The sequence below is a fragment of the Legionella pneumophila subsp. fraseri genome (assembly GCF_000586315.1).
Classification (GTDB): Bacteria; Pseudomonadota; Gammaproteobacteria; order Legionellales; family Legionellaceae; genus Legionella; species Legionella pneumophila_B.
Genome location: NZ_KK074221.1, coordinates 79,057 through 94,836 on the forward strand (window position 1 = coordinate 79,057; position 15,780 = coordinate 94,836).

The following is a 15,780-nucleotide window of genomic DNA, read 5'->3' on the forward strand; positions in this document are numbered from 1 at the left end:
ATTTGATTTCCAAAAGAAACTTTTTGTTTCCATTTGATGGTTGTATTTGCAGGTTTAACCGCCCTTTGCTACACTTTTGCCACCCCAATATTTAAGATTATTGCCCCGGTATGGAAAAAGTTAATCTAACGAAACAGTTTGCTTACCGTTTGCGTGATGCCATGATTGCAGCAGGGCATAATTCTCAACGCTCTCCATCAGGAGTATGTATTCATAAATTGGCTGAAATCACAGGTTATTCTTTGCAAATCTGCAGGAAATACCTTCGTGGAGAGGCCATTCCTGATCCTGCTAAACTCATAGAAATTGCATCGACACTAAATGTTTCTCCAGGGTGGCTTTTGTTTGGTGAAACTCATAATAATTCCGGAGCATCTCACGAACGCATCACGATAAGCAAAAATTTACTCCACCATATTTTCACAAAAGCGGCTTGTCTATATAATCACGACCTCGTGGAAGAGGAAGTCTCTGACTTCTTGATAGATTTGATCAACGACATTAGTTTAATCAATGCCACTGAAGAACAGTCTAAAAAAATTATTGATTTGGCTATCTCTTCTGTGAGCCATTTCAGACACTCACAAGGAACGTAAAATAAGAAATTTTTATGGAAAATAGCCACAAAGAGGTAATGCTCCACTCTCAATTTTTAGAGAATCTATTCGCTTTTAAAAAGAAAGTATCCAATGTCTTTAGAGACGTATTGGGCATACATGACATTCATCATATTGCCTTAACACGTATTAACAAACACAATCAATTGCTGACCCTATCCTCTACTCCGGCAATGGAATTTAATTTATTTAACAGTTTTCTTTGGAAATATGACCAGACGTATAACCCCAAATGGTTTAAATTATGTACTCATCAAGAAGATTTTTACAAAATAGGACAATACTGCTCGAATCTGCTGCACCCATTGTTTAGTTATTATGAAGAATTCCCTTCACAACATTTCATTATTAACTCAGGCTGAAAAGGAACTCCCAATAGAACTTTTGGCTATCACAGCCCAAACTGCACTTAGAGAATCGGTCATTTGCCCAGGGACACCTGATTGGCAAAGACATCCTGGCCTACACTCAACGAACCAGATACGGCTTTTGATTTTCCAAGCAAGCTTAGTTTTATTAAATTCTCGCTAATTTTATAATCAAGAACATCTGTTAGCGCCCCTGATAACTTCTTAGAGATTTTTGGTTTCAAAGTGTATTCATCCGAATCAAGCACTTTATACCTTGATACATTGCGAAGAAGGCTTTCACTTGCAGTTTTATCCACATTGATATGTCGATTTTCAGCCAGAAACTGAAAGGCCTTGTTAATTTGCTCTTCCTCATGTTTTCTCGAGTCTTTTCCACATAATGTATCTAGATTGTAAACATAAACTAATTGACTTTGGAAAGGATCATGTCCATGAACATAAGCAATAGAATAACCATTGTGTCTTCCAGGTCGCGCATTCTCCTCTTCTTTGCTTTCATTCCAGCGATTCCATATTAGATAAATTAACGGCCAAGCTTTTCTCTCTTCATCCGTCATATTGGTAAGATCGTTAATTTCATTATTCTCAAATAACAAATGAAGCATGTTATTCTTTATATAAATTTGCAATTGAGTATTCATTTGATCTATGGTTTCAGCCAATGCTTCTTTGGTCGAATCATCATAAGAGACACCCAACTGAGCAGCGGCCCACCGAATACTATCAAATCGTATGGGAGCATGGCTATACAAGGTAATCCCGTCTTCACTTAGAGAGTAATCGATAATTTTTAAAGTTGGTTTATAAGCTCTTTCGACTAAACCTTTCAACTCCTCTTGGGTAATAGCACCTTGCTCCAGTAATAATTGGATACCCCAGAACGATTTAATTTGTATATCCCCAATATCACCTTTGGGTATAAATGGTTGGCCGATTACAAGTTTTTCATAAGCATGAATAAACTCATACCCATGATTGGATAAGACTATATTGATTGCAATCCGATTTTGATAAAGAAAATCCAGTATTTTTAAAGTAAAATAATCACAACTCCCCCTATCTGCAACTTCATCGCCTAGCAATCGAATAAGCGTTTTAATATCATAGATTTCTATCTGCTCCATAAACTTATTAAATCGCTCAATACATGATGGCAACCTTGCTTTCAACCTACTTAATTTTTCTTCAAGGTCAGCGCTATTGATTTTGGCTATTTGTAAATTGGCCTCCACCAGCTTCTTAAGTTGCAATAACGATTGAGAAAGCTCTTTCTGATTGTCTGTGACGAGCGATATTTTTTTATCAATATCTAAAATTCTTTGCTTTGCGTTCGTTATTTTTATTTGTATCAATTGAAGAAGAGTACGAATTTCCAAATATTCTTGAACAATATCGTCATACTGTTCATAAATTGTTACAAATTGCTGGTAAGCTTCGTGGAAATTGCAAATCTCTCGTTTAAATTTAATTATTTTATGACGGAAAAGAAAATGGATAAGCTTGATTGCGTTGCCATGCAAATCCCCCAGTGAAATCGAACCTAAATTATCCTCCAATTCATTAGGATAATTGTATATATCAATATTCTTATTTATAAGGCGTTTGGGCATTCACTGCTCCATGCAATGTTTTCACAAGCAATAAAAAACTGAAGTTGACAATAGCAAATATTCACTTCCCTTGTAATAACATAAAAGTATTAAATTAATGCAATTAATCCCACCTCTATTGCACCAAAATAGTAGTATCGATCTTTATAAGTTTGGGGAAATATAAGCCTTTGCATCCCTTTCCAATGAACAATCATCTACCTAAAAACCTTATCTGCTATACTTAAACAAGGAAAGTAATAGTCAGAGAAAGGAATGAGATTATTATCTTTTAAAAAATCCAGAATTGTTTCAATTGGAACTGAATTGGAATTTCAGATTATTGATCGCAATTCACTCTCTCTGGTTTCTCGCTCAAAAGAGTTGATGAGATCCTTAAAAAACATGCATTACCGCGACCAAATTAAGCCGGAAATTACACAAAGCATGATTGAAATCAATTCATCAATTCATCAATCAGCTAAAGCAATGTATGACGAACTATTAGAGCTACAAAAAATTTTAATAGAAACCGCTGCAAGCATTGATATTGCTTTTTGTGGAGGAGGGACACATCCGTTTCAACAATGGACCATGCAAAAAATTTTTCCTTCGAAACGATTCAAAAAAAAGTTTAACCAATATCGTTATCTTAGCAAGCGTGCTACTGTTTTTGGCCAACATATTCATATTGGTTGTCCAACAGGGGATGATGCCATTTATTTAACTCATGCCCTGGCAAGATATGTTCCTCACTTTATTGCGATCAGCGCTTCATCTCCTTTCTATCTGGGTATTAATACAAATTATTGTTCATCACGCTCGACTATTTTTAATGCGTTTCCCTTAAGTGGCGTCATTCCCTATCTGAAAGATTGGCAAGAATTCTCTGATTATTATCGCAAAATGTATCGTTGGAAAATCATTGAAAATATGAAAGATTTTTATTGGGATATTAGACCAAAGCCAGAACTTGGTACAATTGAAATAAGAGTCTGTGACACCCCTTTAACTCTTAGAAAATCGATTCTTATCACTGCTTATATTCAAGCATTGGCACTCTATCTCCTCGAAGAAAAACCTGTCCAGCTGTCTCACGACTTATACTATGTCTATAATTACAACAGGTTTCAAGCGAGCAGACATGGTCTGGAGGGAGAATTAACTATCACTGATAAAGAGCAGTCTATACCTATCATGGATGACATACTTGAAACAATAAAAAAAATTGAACCATACATTAATGGACTTGGAAACAGGGAATATATTGATGAATTGTATAATGACGTCATCAACAAACAAAATGATAGTGTTCTCATAAATAAAATTTATAAAGAAGATGGATCACTTACCAAGCTGGTAGCTGCGCAGTGTGAACTATGGTTAAGTGATTCAAAGGATAGGAAATGGATAACACAACCTTCTTAAATACAAAAGAAAAAATCCTGGAAATCAAACCATTAATGGAAAGTGCTTTCGGCAATATTCTAGGATATCAAGAACTGGAGAATATGTTGGCAATCTGTACGCTTGTACCATTCTCCATTAATCAAATCGTGTTTAATCAAGGTGATAGAATAAAAGGTATTTATATCATTGTGAAAGGAACTGTTGATCTGATTGCCAGAACCTTAGGTAAAGGAATAACCAAGATAGAAACCTGTCTTGCCGGTGATTTTTTGGGAGAAACGTCCTTTCTCCTCAATGAACCGAGTGCCACATCAGCTATTGCCAAGGATGATGTGACATGCTTATTTATTCCTTCTGCCTATTTTGAATTGATGCCTGCCTTTTCACCTGAGGCCAAATATAAAATCATGAAAGCAATTGGTTATCAGGTTTGTGGCCGTTTAAAACAATTACACGACAAAATCATAGATTTTATTTCTCATTCTGATATGCAAAGCTTATCTTTTTTTGGGCGTGTCATTCAGACTTTCACTCAACCTAAAACACATACTCTGGAAGAAAGTGGGGTTGATAAAAACCAAATTTATAAAAAAATATTATTTCACTCTTTTACTCAAGATGAAACCGATGAATTGCTTGAACACTCGATACCTCTAACTGCCAATAAAAATTGTGTATTGATTCACGAGAATGAAACCATACCTGTATGTTATATAGTGATTTACGGTGCGGTTCAATCCAGTGTCATACAAAACAGTAAAATTGCCAAATTGTCTGTTATTGGCCCTGACTCGTTGTTTGCCAGTACGGCCTGTTTTCTAAGTGACACTAAATTTTCAATTACATTTATTACTTGCGAATCAGCTGCTCTATTAAAGATATCTGAAACTGAACTTCAATATTTCCAAAAAAATAATCCGATGATCTGGTACAAATTATTTAATTTGATATGTGCTTCTATTATTTCCCTTGCTCGTTCCTTAAAAAAATTGGACGTGCGACTGAACATAGAAAAATATAATCAGTGAGGTGCTATGTGCAGGATATTGTCTTACCTTGGACAACCCACGGTGGTTGAAGAGCTACTTTATAAACCGGATAACTCTTTTATTAAACAGAGTTATCATCCAAAATATTTGCCTTATTTGTTAAATCTGGCGGGTTTTGGTATGGCCGCCTGGGATAGGAATTCGATCAACCCCTTACAAGCTTATCTCTATAAAACATCCAAGCTCCCTTTTTACGATGAAAATTTACATAATTTAGCAGAAAAAATAGCACCACACTGTCTTCTCGCCCATCTGCGTGGCGTTTCCTATCATGATAAACAAGTAGTTACAGATCAAAACGTGCATCCATTTCTCTATCCAGTAACCAGTATTGCTTTAGCACATAATGGTATGCTTTATAATTTTGAAACCATGCGCTATGATCTGCTGAAATATGTTAAAGCCGAATACAGAAAATACATTAAAGGAACAACAGACAGTGAGTGGATCTATGCTGTTTTTCTTTCTCAATTAGAAAATCCCAGGGGTAATTTCGAAGCTACTGAAATAATAAACGCTGTGATTGCTACTTTAAAAATTTTAAAGTCGGTACGCCAACAAAACGACATTGTCATTAACTCACCAGTTAATCTCTTTTTGACCAATGGTGATTTTATCGCCGCAACCCGATTTTGTTTAGATTACGGCTGGAAACCCAAAGACGCTCCTCAATCGACACATTTCACCTATCATTCTTTATGGTACACCTACGGTGAACGATATGGCCTTTATGAAAATGAATACAAAATGAAAGGAGGAACCATTAACTCAAGCATTATTATTGCGTCTGAACCATTAACTGAAAACACAACCACTTGGCTTGAAGTCCCCGAATATACTTTGATTTTTGCCAATCAAGTCGATGGTGAAATCAAAATTACTTCCCAAGACATAAATATTTGATAATTTTCTGGTAATACAGAAAGCAAGGGTAATTTAATACCCCGCTCAAGCAACTAAAACAACGTCTCCAACATCCTGTTTTCATAAGGTATAAAATCGGCATTCCACTTGATACGATTCATTAAATCAGGATTAGCAATAAACGGTCTTCCCAAAGCAATTAAATCATATTTTTTATTTTGAATATCTTTTCTTGCCTGGTAAAGCGTGTAGCTACCGCTAGCAATTAAGGTTCCTTTAAAATGAGTTCGCATAAACTCAGTCATCGTTTTGAATCCTAATTCTTTGAATTGAATACCGTCATCAAAGTTACCTGTATGCACATAAGCTATTCCATAGTCACTCAATTCTTCCAATAAATACTGGAACACCATAGCATCTCGCTGATCTCCAACAATTTCATTAAGATAAGCTCCGGGAGAAAGGCGCAATCCTACAGACTGCCCACCTATTTCATTGATACAGGCTTTTACCACTTCCAGCGCAAATCGCCCCATATTCTCTGGATACTGTCCGTAGTGATCATCACGTTGATTGGTATGGTAGTGTAAAAACTGATCGATCAAATAACCATTGGCACCATGAATCTCTATGCCGTCAAACCCCGCTGTCATTGCTCTTTTTGCAGCCAACGCATAGTTGTGGATTAACTCGCTGATTTCCTCTAATGTAGCTGCTCTTGATTTTCCATAATAAAGATCATCGGCACGCCTGACCTTACCTGTCATTATTGTTTCTGAAGCAGAAATCGGTAATGCGCCATTCAAAAAAATCGGATGAGACACTCTGCCGACATGCCAAATTTGCAAAAATATTTTTCCTCCCCGCTCATGCACAGCATTAGTTACCATTTTCCAACCGTCAATATGGGTTTGCGTAAATATTCCAGGAGCATTACTATAGCCTTGCCCATCCGGGCTAATAATAGTGCCTTCAGTAATAATCAATCCGGCATCTGCCCTTCGAGCATAATAATCTGCCATCTGTTTTGTTGGACTGAAATCATCGTTAGCCATATTACGAGTCATGGGAGCCATAATAACTCTGTTCTTTAATGTAATTTTCTCATTAAGCTGATAAGGACTTAAAATTAAATCGGAGTTAAACATGATAAATCTCCTGTATGTCATAATAATATATTGGAATATCGCAAATATTCGATTTGTTAAAGCAAATTTTTTTAAATCATAGCTTTCAATTCTTTTATAAATTCATTAATTAGGTTTGTATTCGCTTTACAATAGGTCCACTGACCTCTACGCTCCGTGAATATCAAACCAGCTTGCTGTAATTGTGATAAATATTGAGATACTGTGGATTGAGATAAGCCTGATTTTTTTTCGATTAAGCCAACACAAACCCCATCTTTGCTCACATCACAATGCGACGAACTAAAATGTTTATCTGGTTCTTTTAGCCATCTGACTATCTGTAATCGCTTTTCATTAGAAAGCGCTTTTAATATATTTATTACGTTCATATTTCAATTATATCGTATTATTGCGATATGTCAATATAATGACTATTCATCATCAGTTGTGTTGAAGTTTCAAATAAACCGCCTAATATTAATACTCAAAACAAGACGAATGGGAGAAATAAATGCTCAATATGGGTATTTTGAATATTACCTCTGAAACAGTTCCTGCGACAAATAGTATTGCAGAAGAGCTTGTTGATTTAACTATTTTACACTCTCAAAATTTATTTTAAGAGCCTTTAAAATCTATTTTCATTCGGGCAATTTATCAAAACTTTTCATGACGGATTCATTAAACTCTTTCATGACATCACTTTCATAAAAATCTTTTTTAAATTCTTCATCCTGAATATCAACCATTTTAACTAATGCGTCCAAGCTCCTGATTGCTTCATTTATTTCTTCAGATAATTTTGATAATTTTTGAAAATAAACTTCTTTATCATCCCCATTATAAGATGAAGGATCATTTAGTTTCATATCGACTTCGCTTTTCATTTCTCTGAGCTTTCTATCCAATTGAATGATGCTCTGGGGCGTATTTGCATCAAAATGAGTTAATTCTTCTTGCGATTGATTATCGATCGTATTATTCATCAATTTGCTCCTGCCAAAATAATTAAAACCTTACTATTAAATTCTAGTCGAAGTACAGCATTTCTTCATTTGTACTATTAGTGCTATCATTGTCTTTTTAAATAGCAGCAAATCATATGTTACTTCATTATCTTTTTATTGTGGGGATTTGTGTAGAAGCGATTACAGGAGCCCTGGCAGCAGGACGTAAAAAAATGGATTTTTTTGGGGTGCTACTTATTGCGTCAATCACTGCACTGGGAGGAGGGACCGTAAGGGATACATTATTTAACACTTATCCACTGACTTGGGTGGCTCACCCGGAATATCTTTTATATACCTCAGTATGCGCTTTTCTAACTATTTTTATTGCTCATTCACTGGTTAGAATAATGAAAGTATTCTTAATTCTTGATGCCCTTGGCCTCTCAACGTTTGTCATTATTGGCACACAAAAAGTTCTCGCCCATGGTATGCCACCAAGTGTTGCAGTAATCAGTGGAATGATTACCGGGATTTGCGGGGGAATGTTGCGAGATATTTTATGTAATGACATTCCTTTGGTTTTAAGAAAAGAATTATATGCTGTTATTGCCCTAGCTGGCGCGCTCCTGTTTATAACTTTAGACTATTTTCATGTCCCTCATAATTTAAATATCATTATCACTTTGCTATGCATTTTTACCGCCCGCTTATTGGCTATTTTTTTTCATATTGAAATTCCAATTTTTGATTATTCAGAGAGTATAAAGAAGCGAAAAAAATAACGTTATTTTTCAGTAAGAATGCTTGGGTATTCATGTTAGCCTTAGAAAGAGGCCTCCCAATGACATCTTGCTCCTGAAAAATCTCACTTTTTTGCGAATGTAGCTCCCGGAGTGTATAACGAAGATCCCTTCTCCACCCCGGGGATACAATGAAAGAACAAATCCTTCTTTTGCCATGGAAAACCCATGCTATTTCAGCAATGCATTTTCTCGCTAAACCAATTCTCTCACCTCAATGATGCTTATCTCTTCTACAGGGACATCAGCATGACCATTTCGTTGACCTGTTTTCACTTTAGCAATCGCGTCAACCACATCCATCCCTTCAACTACTTCACCAAACACGCAGTAACCATAACCTTGTGGATGCTCGCCACTGTAATTCAGAAAACCATTATCAGCAACATTAATAAAAAATTGGGCTGTCGCGGAATGGGGATCCATAGTTCTGGCCATTGCTATGGTTCCGCGTTTGTTGGGTTGTGCTCTTTTTGCTTCATTTTCAATTGGAGAGGCCGTTGTTTTTTGCTCCATATTTGCATTCAAACCGCCACCTTGAATCATAAAACCATCAATAACACGATGGAAAATCGTGTCATTATAAAAACCTTTACGCACATAATTCAGGAAATTTTCTGCAGTTAATGGGGTATTTTCTGTATCTAATTTAATATGAATATCTCCCTTGGATGTAGAAATTAAAACCATTATTTCACCTCTTAATATTAAATAATTTAGGAATTTATTATCAAATGACGCATGTGATTACAAACATCATGCAGAACATGGATATTATGGATACTTGCCAGAGCAGTAAATAAATTAGCTTTTTGTTTTGATAAATGATGCAAATAGGACCTTGAATAATTAAGACAAGTATAACAAGAACAACTCTCCATAACAGGTGCCAAATCATCAGCAAAACATGATTTTTTTATTTGAATTCGTTCATTTTCATGTTCACTTTGAAATTTTAGCCAATTCCCTTCTCTTACTAATTTACCACAATACAAGGCGCCATGCCGGGCATGACGTGTTGGTGCGACACAATCAAACATATCGATACCTTCTGCCACCACATCCAACAGATCTTGAGGCGACATCCCAACCCCCATAGTATAACGTGGCTTATTGTCCGGAAGATACTCATGCACCCAACGAATGACTTCCACCGTAGTATTCATATCAAAACCTATGGTTTCTCCACCTATTGCAATCCCATCCGTATTCATTGCAGAAACAAAATCGGCACTTTCCCGACGTAAGTCTTGAAAAACTCCCCCTTGGACAATACCAAATAAAGCTTGTTTATATCCGTATCGAGAGTTGGGATATTGCTGATGATAGTCAATCGATTGTTTTAGCCATCTATGGGTACGCAACATGATTTGACTTACTTCATCTTTGGAACAACTATCAGGGGTACACTGATCAAACGCCATGATAATATCGGCACCAATTATTTTCTGGGTCTCAAGAGACATTTCCGGGGTCATATGGATAATGCCTTTACTGCCTGGCAATTTGAAATGAGCACCAAATTCATCTATAGAACAAATTTCCTTGTTCTTGGACAAACTAAAAACTTGAAAACCACCGCTGTCGGTTAACATAGGGCCATGCCAACCCATAAAGCGATGCATACCTCCAGCATTTTCTATTACTTCCATGCCAGGAGCACATAGCATATGATAGGTATTACCCCCCAGAATAATTTGAGTGCCCGCAGCAGATAGTTCTGACGGCATCATATTATTGACCCCTGCACGGGTTCCTACTGGCATAAATACTGGCGTTATAAATTCACCATGTGGCGTAACCACACGTGTAACACGAGCTTTAGTACCCGAATGCTGGTACAATACCTCACATGAAAAAGTGTTCATTCGCAGAAATAACTAAATAAAACAGAGAATGATAACGAAAGCGCGCATTTAATGCCAGGAATTAATTAATCGTACGGGTTCGAAAAAATAAAAAAAACCCATTATCGCCATAAAAATAAAATACATGGCAGCCCACCCAGGCATAGAAATTCCAAACATGGTCCAGGTCACTTCAGCGCAATCCCCTGCCCCCCAAAATAGGGCTTTAGCAACTGTTTGCCATGGAAAATACTGAATTAATACATCAAGCCCAGGCATGCATGCAGGGGCTTGGTCAGATGGTAAAGATTGCAACCACAATTGTCTTGAAGAGAAATACAAACCAGCACACGCGACTAGAAACTGCATCAAACTTACTATATGCGCTTTTTTCAAGGTTCCCAGAGATAAGCCCATTAAACCCAACAAAATAAACACACAAATTCGTTGCATCAAGCACAAAGGGCATGGCTGTAATCCGACCGCATACTCAAGGTAAAATGAAGCGAATATTACAAATACTGTAATAATCGCCTGAAAAGATTGTATTTTTCTGTAAGTAAGCTTTTTCATGATTTCGGTAACATATATTGTATTGCGGCTTTTAGCTCAGCATCAGAACATTCAATACAAGTACCTTTTGCTGGCATGGCATTCAACCCCTTAATTGCAGAGGCAAGTAAATCATCTATTTTTTTACTTGCCAAACGAGGTTTCCAATCGGCCTCCGATTGAAATTTAGGTGCTCCTGCCAATCCATCCCTATGACATACAGAACAATATTTATCATATATCTCTTGGCCTGGTTCTTTTTTATTTTTGGAGTCAACAATAGTCGTTTTAGTGGCATCAACTTCTACGCTATTACCCTGCTCCTCTTGAACTCTAACTTTACCGACCGGTTGAATTCTTTGTAAAATTTGTTGCTCATCCATCTCGTCCATTGCAAAAAGCATAACTGAAAAAAAAGACAAGATCAGCGCAATATTCAACCTCATATTTGTCCATCCCCTAAATAACCAATTTAAAAATCATACCGATAAGTGACTTTTTTTTCCAGAAAGATTTTAATAAGTCCAACGATTTATAACATCAGGACTTGTATATTGAAATTAATACCTGGACTTTTACTGAAAAGATCCTTTCACTATTAACCATTGTGCTACACTGCGAACAAGGGAAAAAAATCTGAGTTATGGATGAGCAATACAGAATACCTGACAAGTGATAACGAGACTCAATATGTCAATGGAGAAGAAGAACATCAACGCCATGCTTATCCTGAGTTCATCAACATTTCCATGGAAAAATATTACGTGGATCGAGTCAATAAATCCTGGCGAGGGAAACACATACTCAATGGCAAAACCCCAACTGCAAATTCACTGATTTTTTCAAGCAATGATTATTTAAACATTAGTCAACATCCGCAATTAATTAACGCTCAAATTGCGGCGATGCAAAAATATGGTAATGGTCAAATGCAATCCGCCGTATTTTTAAATAACAGCTCTTTCTTGCTCACACAATGTGAAAAAAAATTTAGTTCCTTTTTAAATTATTCTGCAGCCTTGCTAACTCAATCAGGCTGGAGCGCTAACGTTGGTCTCATACAAACCCTGGCCAAGTATAATACACCAGTGTATCTGGATTTTTATGCCCACATGTCTTTTTGGTCTGGAGTAAAAGCAGCGAGAGCCAAACTCATACCGTTTCGACATAATTCAATCGATTCACTAAAAAAACGAATTGAACACCATGGACCAGGAATTATTGCAGTAGACTCTATTTATAGTACGCTAGGCACAATTAGCCCATTGGCTGACTATGCGGAAATTGCAAGAAAATTTAAATGCTTGCTCATCGTCGATGAATCTCATTCATTAGGGACTCATGGGCCGCAAGGCAAAGGGATGGTTGCTAAACTGGGATTATCAAGCCAAATAGACCTCTTAACAGCAAGCTTGGCCAAAGCCTTTTCAGGACGAGGAGGACTCATTGCAGGAGATAGGAGACTGATAGAATATATAAGATATTCCTCTCTGCCTTCTATTTTCAGCTCTGCTTTAATGCCTCACGATTTGGCAGGATTTAGCACATCATTAGAAATTATTACGCAAGAAGAATGGAGAAGAAAAAAATTACAAACCAATGCTGCATTTTTACGGGAAGCCTTATCATGCCTGAGAATTAATATCGGGGGTAGTGAATCGCAAATAGTTCCTTTAATAACTGGAAGCGAGGCTAATACGCTTTGGTTAAGGGATGAGTTAGAAAAAGAAGAGCTCTTTGGAGCGGTATTCTGTTCGCCTGCCACCCCTAAAAATAAATGTCTGATTCGTTTATCTATCGGCGCACATCACGAAAAATCGGATTTGCTCAGAGTTGTTGAGTGTCTGGCCAATCTTGCAAGAAAAAGACCCGAAATGCCTTTGTTTAAAGGTAACTAACAAGATTTCCAAATATTGTCTGCCCATTTTAAACACTTACTATTTAAAATAATAATTATGTGCCCTTTATATTGAATTCCTATTAATTCAGAAACATTTCTTCTGCATCCAACTCTTCCAGGTATTGATGATAGGAAAGAATTTTATCCAAGCGCACATCAAACAAAACAGCCCCCTGCACATAAGCATAAAAATAGGTTTCATCAGAAACAAATCGATTGGCAGGAACCAAACAATTCGACCATTCATTCCATTGGGGCGTCACTAAATTAGATTGCCAAAAACAGGGAATTTTTTCTCCGTTGTACAATTGATCCAATACATCCCCGCTCGCTCCATTATCTAAAGCCAAATCATAATGTAATTGCATATCTGCTTCGTTTTTCACAATTAAAAAACTGATATTGGCATCATCATCCAGCATTAAAAAGCTGCCTGAATTATCAGCCAGATAAAATTCAACAACTCCCTTTTCTCTGCACAAACGCCAGAATAACTCAGCATATTTTTTGTCATGTAAACAATTAGGGGATGTCACCGAGAGCATACGTACAATCATGTCAGACATGCTTTGAAAATATTGTAACTGTAAATCATGGATGCTTTGAGTAATGAGACTGGCGACATCCGGATCACTTTTTTTAATGTATCTATGAATTAATCCTTCATTAAAAGCAGCGATTGCGAGCCTCTCATCTGCTTGCCCAGTTAATAATATTTTTTTAATATTAGTATCTTCAATTCGCCTGCAAAACTCTAATCCATCCATACCTGGCATTGCGTAATCAACAACTACGACGGAAATTTCAGAAAATCGTCGAGAATTATAAACTTCTGCATGAATAGCAGCCAAATCAAGATTAATGGTATGATTGGTTAATGGGCAATTTTTGGCTTCTGTGTATTCACTAATGCAACGTTCACTTAATAATTCAAGTTCACAGCGCTTTTGTTTAATGCAATCCAAAGCATCAAAAGGCGAGTCAAATACACGGTAGGCCAAACCTTCATCAAGCTGCAATACGAAATTAAGCAAGAAATCCCGACTGTCGTCGACAAAAACCGTAGTACTTGGAAAGTAACAGGTAGGTATTGAGAAATGTTGCATAGCTCCTCCTGAGCAAAACGTTCCAAAGTTATATCCTTTCTATGAATTTTTAATAACCTTTGGCCCCATCATTAGAACCTGGCTAACTTGTGAATAAAGTATCATGATTGCTTATTATAACCAAATTATTTACGTTTTATATACATCGGGCTTTTTTGCAGTGACTATTCAAGAGAAACACTCTTCAAGCCAAAGCTTAAAATTAGACAAGTTATTGAATATAAGTCTATATTATTAATAAGCACCTTATCTCAGCTAGGTAATCAAAAAAGGATATTGATATGGCTAATTCACAAGATTTTTACCAACCTCCAGTGAATGAGTTAAAACGAAACTGGGGTTGGATTTTAGGATTTGGAATATTCTTTCTTATTCTAGGCTGTGTGGGGCTTGGAATGGTGGTTGGACTAACCTTGGTAAGCATGTTCTTTTTTGGCGCCTTATTAATTGCTGGGGGAATAAGTCACATTATAGACGTGTTTAAATACAAAGAATGGAAAGGAATGATATGGCAAGCGCTTATTGCTGTATTGTATATTGCAGCGGGGTGTATTGTCTTGTATGACCCGTTTTTAGCATCCACTCTAATCACAGCGTTTCTGGCAGCGGTGCTCATTGTCATTGGGCTCACAAGAATCATTATGGCTTTTGCCTTAAAAGATTCCAAAGGCTGGGGATGGTTGCTATTAGCTGGAATCACCGCCATGATTCTTGGGATATTAATTCTAATGCAATGGCCAGTTAGCGGGCTATGGATCATTGGACTTTTTATTGCGATTGAATTGATTGTCACCGGTTGGACATACATCTTTATCGCCATCTCAGTAAAAACTGTCAAACTCTAACAGAACAGAATCACAGGGCAAGCCCACTTTAAACAGAGCCTGGAAAGCTCAGTATAAACAAGGCATATTCTCCCTCTTTGGATTCACAAACAATATCACCGCCGAACGCATTCATAACCAATTTACAAAAAGATAAACCAATGCCTGTTCCCATAAAGGTAGTAGTGTAGAAATGATTAAATAATCGGTTTAATTGTTGTCTGGTCATTCCTTTTGCCGTGTCTTTAAAATACAAATAATGATACTTATCACCAGATTCAGTCCAAATATTAATCTCTCCACGCTGGGCCATTGCGATGACATAAAGTGCGTTTTTTATTAAATTAAATAAAATATGCTGCATTAGTAACTTGGAACCTTTAAATTGAAAATCACCAGTCCATGTGATTAATGTTCTTTCCCTTGGTGACTGGAATGGGTATCTGGTTATAGCTTCAGACAAGCATTCTGCGATAGAGCAAGTTTCTAATATACAATTTTGCAAAATATTATCGCGACTTGCCTTGACTAATAACATATCAATGATCGTATTGGCATAATCAATTTCACTAACAATGCGATTGCTGACTCCTCCAAGCTGCAACAACAGTCTTTCACGCAAAGGAGAAGAGATTAACCCTTGTTTTTTAGCTAATTGATAACCCTCAATTAATCTTGGCAGGTATTGGACCAAGGCTTGAGCACCGCTCTTTATTCCTAACAATGGTGAACGTAACTCATGCGCAATCATACCGGCTGCTGCAGCCATAC

18 protein-coding genes are annotated in these 15,780 nt (G+C 36.8%); 8 read left to right on the top strand and 10 right to left on the bottom strand.

All coding sequences use genetic code 11. From position 1 onward, the window contains the following. Positions 1 to 110 precede the first annotated feature (110 nt). Positions 111 to 596, top strand: coding sequence for a helix-turn-helix domain-containing protein (locus CC34_RS0110570; protein WP_027229013.1), 486 nt, complete (start codon positions 111 to 113; stop codon positions 594 to 596). A 14-nt stretch (positions 597 to 610) separates the two neighbouring features. Next, positions 611 to 979 carry a hypothetical protein gene (locus CC34_RS1000000117105; RefSeq protein WP_027229012.1) on the top strand — a complete coding sequence of 123 codons (369 nt, stop codon included), beginning with the start codon at positions 611 to 613 and terminating at the stop codon, positions 977 to 979. A gap of 59 nt (positions 980 to 1,038) precedes the next feature. Here CC34_RS1000000117105 and wip read toward each other — a convergent pair whose 3' ends face one another. Next, positions 1,039 to 2,598 carry a Dot/Icm T4SS effector Wip gene (gene wip, locus CC34_RS0110580; protein WP_027229011.1) on the bottom strand — a complete coding sequence of 520 codons (1,560 nt, stop codon included), beginning with the start codon at positions 2,596 to 2,598 and terminating at the stop codon, positions 1,039 to 1,041. A gap of 255 nt (positions 2,599 to 2,853) precedes the next feature. Here wip and CC34_RS0110585 point away from each other — a divergent pair, with 255 nt between their 5' ends. The 3 genes from CC34_RS0110585 to CC34_RS0110595 are packed head-to-tail and all read left to right on the top strand — an operon-like array spanning position 2,854 to position 5,939. After that, positions 2,854 to 4,005 carry a YbdK family carboxylate-amine ligase gene (locus CC34_RS0110585; RefSeq protein WP_027229010.1) on the top strand — a complete coding sequence of 384 codons (1,152 nt, stop codon included), beginning with the start codon at positions 2,854 to 2,856 and terminating at the stop codon, positions 4,003 to 4,005. Then, a complete protein-coding gene (locus CC34_RS0110590) occupies positions 3,984 to 5,015 on the top strand; it encodes a Crp/Fnr family transcriptional regulator (protein WP_027229009.1) in 1,032 nt (343 codons plus the stop codon). The genes CC34_RS0110585 and CC34_RS0110590 overlap by 22 nt, the downstream gene beginning before the upstream one ends. 6 nt (positions 5,016 to 5,021) lie before the next feature. Further along, positions 5,022 to 5,939 carry a class II glutamine amidotransferase gene (locus CC34_RS0110595; protein WP_027229008.1) on the top strand — a complete coding sequence of 306 codons (918 nt, stop codon included), beginning with the start codon at positions 5,022 to 5,024 and terminating at the stop codon, positions 5,937 to 5,939. Positions 5,940 to 5,992: 53 nt separating this feature from the next. On the opposite strand, the gene CC34_RS0110600 is transcribed toward CC34_RS0110595, so the two are convergent. The 3 genes from CC34_RS0110600 to CC34_RS0110615 form a co-directional block, all read right to left on the bottom strand. Next, the gene (locus tag CC34_RS0110600) at positions 5,993 to 7,048 is read right to left on the bottom strand and encodes an alkene reductase (protein WP_027229007.1); all 1,056 of its coding nucleotides are present in this window, start codon (positions 7,046 to 7,048) and stop codon (positions 5,993 to 5,995) included. Between the two features lie 71 nt (positions 7,049 to 7,119). Beyond that, entirely contained in the window at positions 7,120 to 7,419 is a 300-nt protein-coding gene (locus CC34_RS0110605; RefSeq protein WP_027229006.1) for an ArsR/SmtB family transcription factor, read from the bottom strand. A gap of 252 nt (positions 7,420 to 7,671) precedes the next feature. Then, positions 7,672 to 8,016, bottom strand: coding sequence for a hypothetical protein (locus CC34_RS0110615; protein WP_027229005.1), 345 nt, complete (start codon positions 8,014 to 8,016; stop codon positions 7,672 to 7,674). Between the two features lie 116 nt (positions 8,017 to 8,132). Here CC34_RS0110615 and CC34_RS0110620 point away from each other — a divergent pair, with 116 nt between their 5' ends. After that, positions 8,133 to 8,762, top strand: coding sequence for a trimeric intracellular cation channel family protein (locus CC34_RS0110620; RefSeq protein ID WP_027229004.1), 630 nt, complete (start codon positions 8,133 to 8,135; stop codon positions 8,760 to 8,762). A gap of 213 nt (positions 8,763 to 8,975) precedes the next feature. Here the strand turns inward: CC34_RS0110620 and CC34_RS0110625 are convergent, their stop codons facing one another. From CC34_RS0110625 to CC34_RS0110640, 4 genes are read right to left on the bottom strand one after another with little or no spacing between them, the layout of a single operon-like run. Continuing rightward, entirely contained in the window at positions 8,976 to 9,470 is a 495-nt protein-coding gene (locus tag CC34_RS0110625; protein WP_027229003.1) for a peptidylprolyl isomerase, read from the bottom strand. 26 nt (positions 9,471 to 9,496) lie between these two features. Further along, positions 9,497 to 10,648 (bottom strand): tRNA guanosine(34) transglycosylase Tgt, encoded by a 1,152-nt coding sequence (gene tgt, locus CC34_RS0110630; RefSeq protein ID WP_028379473.1) that lies wholly within the window; start codon positions 10,646 to 10,648, stop codon positions 9,497 to 9,499. Positions 10,649 to 10,696: 48 nt separating this feature from the next. Beyond that, positions 10,697 to 11,200: a disulfide bond formation protein B gene (locus CC34_RS0110635; RefSeq protein WP_028379474.1), complete on the bottom strand. Its 504-nt coding sequence runs from the start codon at positions 11,198 to 11,200 to the stop codon at positions 10,697 to 10,699. After that, the gene (locus CC34_RS0110640; RefSeq protein ID WP_027229000.1) at positions 11,197 to 11,625 is read right to left on the bottom strand and encodes a c-type cytochrome; all 429 of its coding nucleotides are present in this window, start codon (positions 11,623 to 11,625) and stop codon (positions 11,197 to 11,199) included. The genes CC34_RS0110635 and CC34_RS0110640 overlap by 4 nt, the downstream gene beginning before the upstream one ends. A gap of 201 nt (positions 11,626 to 11,826) precedes the next feature. Between CC34_RS0110640 and lqsA the strand changes: the two genes are divergently transcribed. Then, on the top strand, positions 11,827 to 13,077 hold the full coding sequence (gene lqsA / locus CC34_RS0110645) for a quorum-sensing autoinducer LAI-1 synthase LqsA (RefSeq protein ID WP_027228999.1): 1,251 nt from the start codon (positions 11,827 to 11,829) through the stop codon (positions 13,075 to 13,077). Between the two features lie 82 nt (positions 13,078 to 13,159). Here the strand turns inward: lqsA and CC34_RS0110650 are convergent, their stop codons facing one another. Beyond that, entirely contained in the window at positions 13,160 to 14,185 is a 1,026-nt protein-coding gene (locus CC34_RS0110650) for a response regulator (protein WP_027228998.1), read from the bottom strand. A 281-nt stretch (positions 14,186 to 14,466) separates the two neighbouring features. Here CC34_RS0110650 and CC34_RS0110655 point away from each other — a divergent pair, with 281 nt between their 5' ends. Further along, a complete protein-coding gene (locus tag CC34_RS0110655; RefSeq protein ID WP_027228997.1) occupies positions 14,467 to 15,030 on the top strand; it encodes an HdeD family acid-resistance protein in 564 nt (187 codons plus the stop codon). A gap of 28 nt (positions 15,031 to 15,058) precedes the next feature. On the opposite strand, the gene CC34_RS1000000117490 is transcribed toward CC34_RS0110655, so the two are convergent. Further along, a partial coding sequence (locus CC34_RS1000000117490) for a sensor histidine kinase (protein WP_231957881.1) occupies positions 15,059 to 15,780 on the bottom strand: 722 nt, incomplete at its 5' end.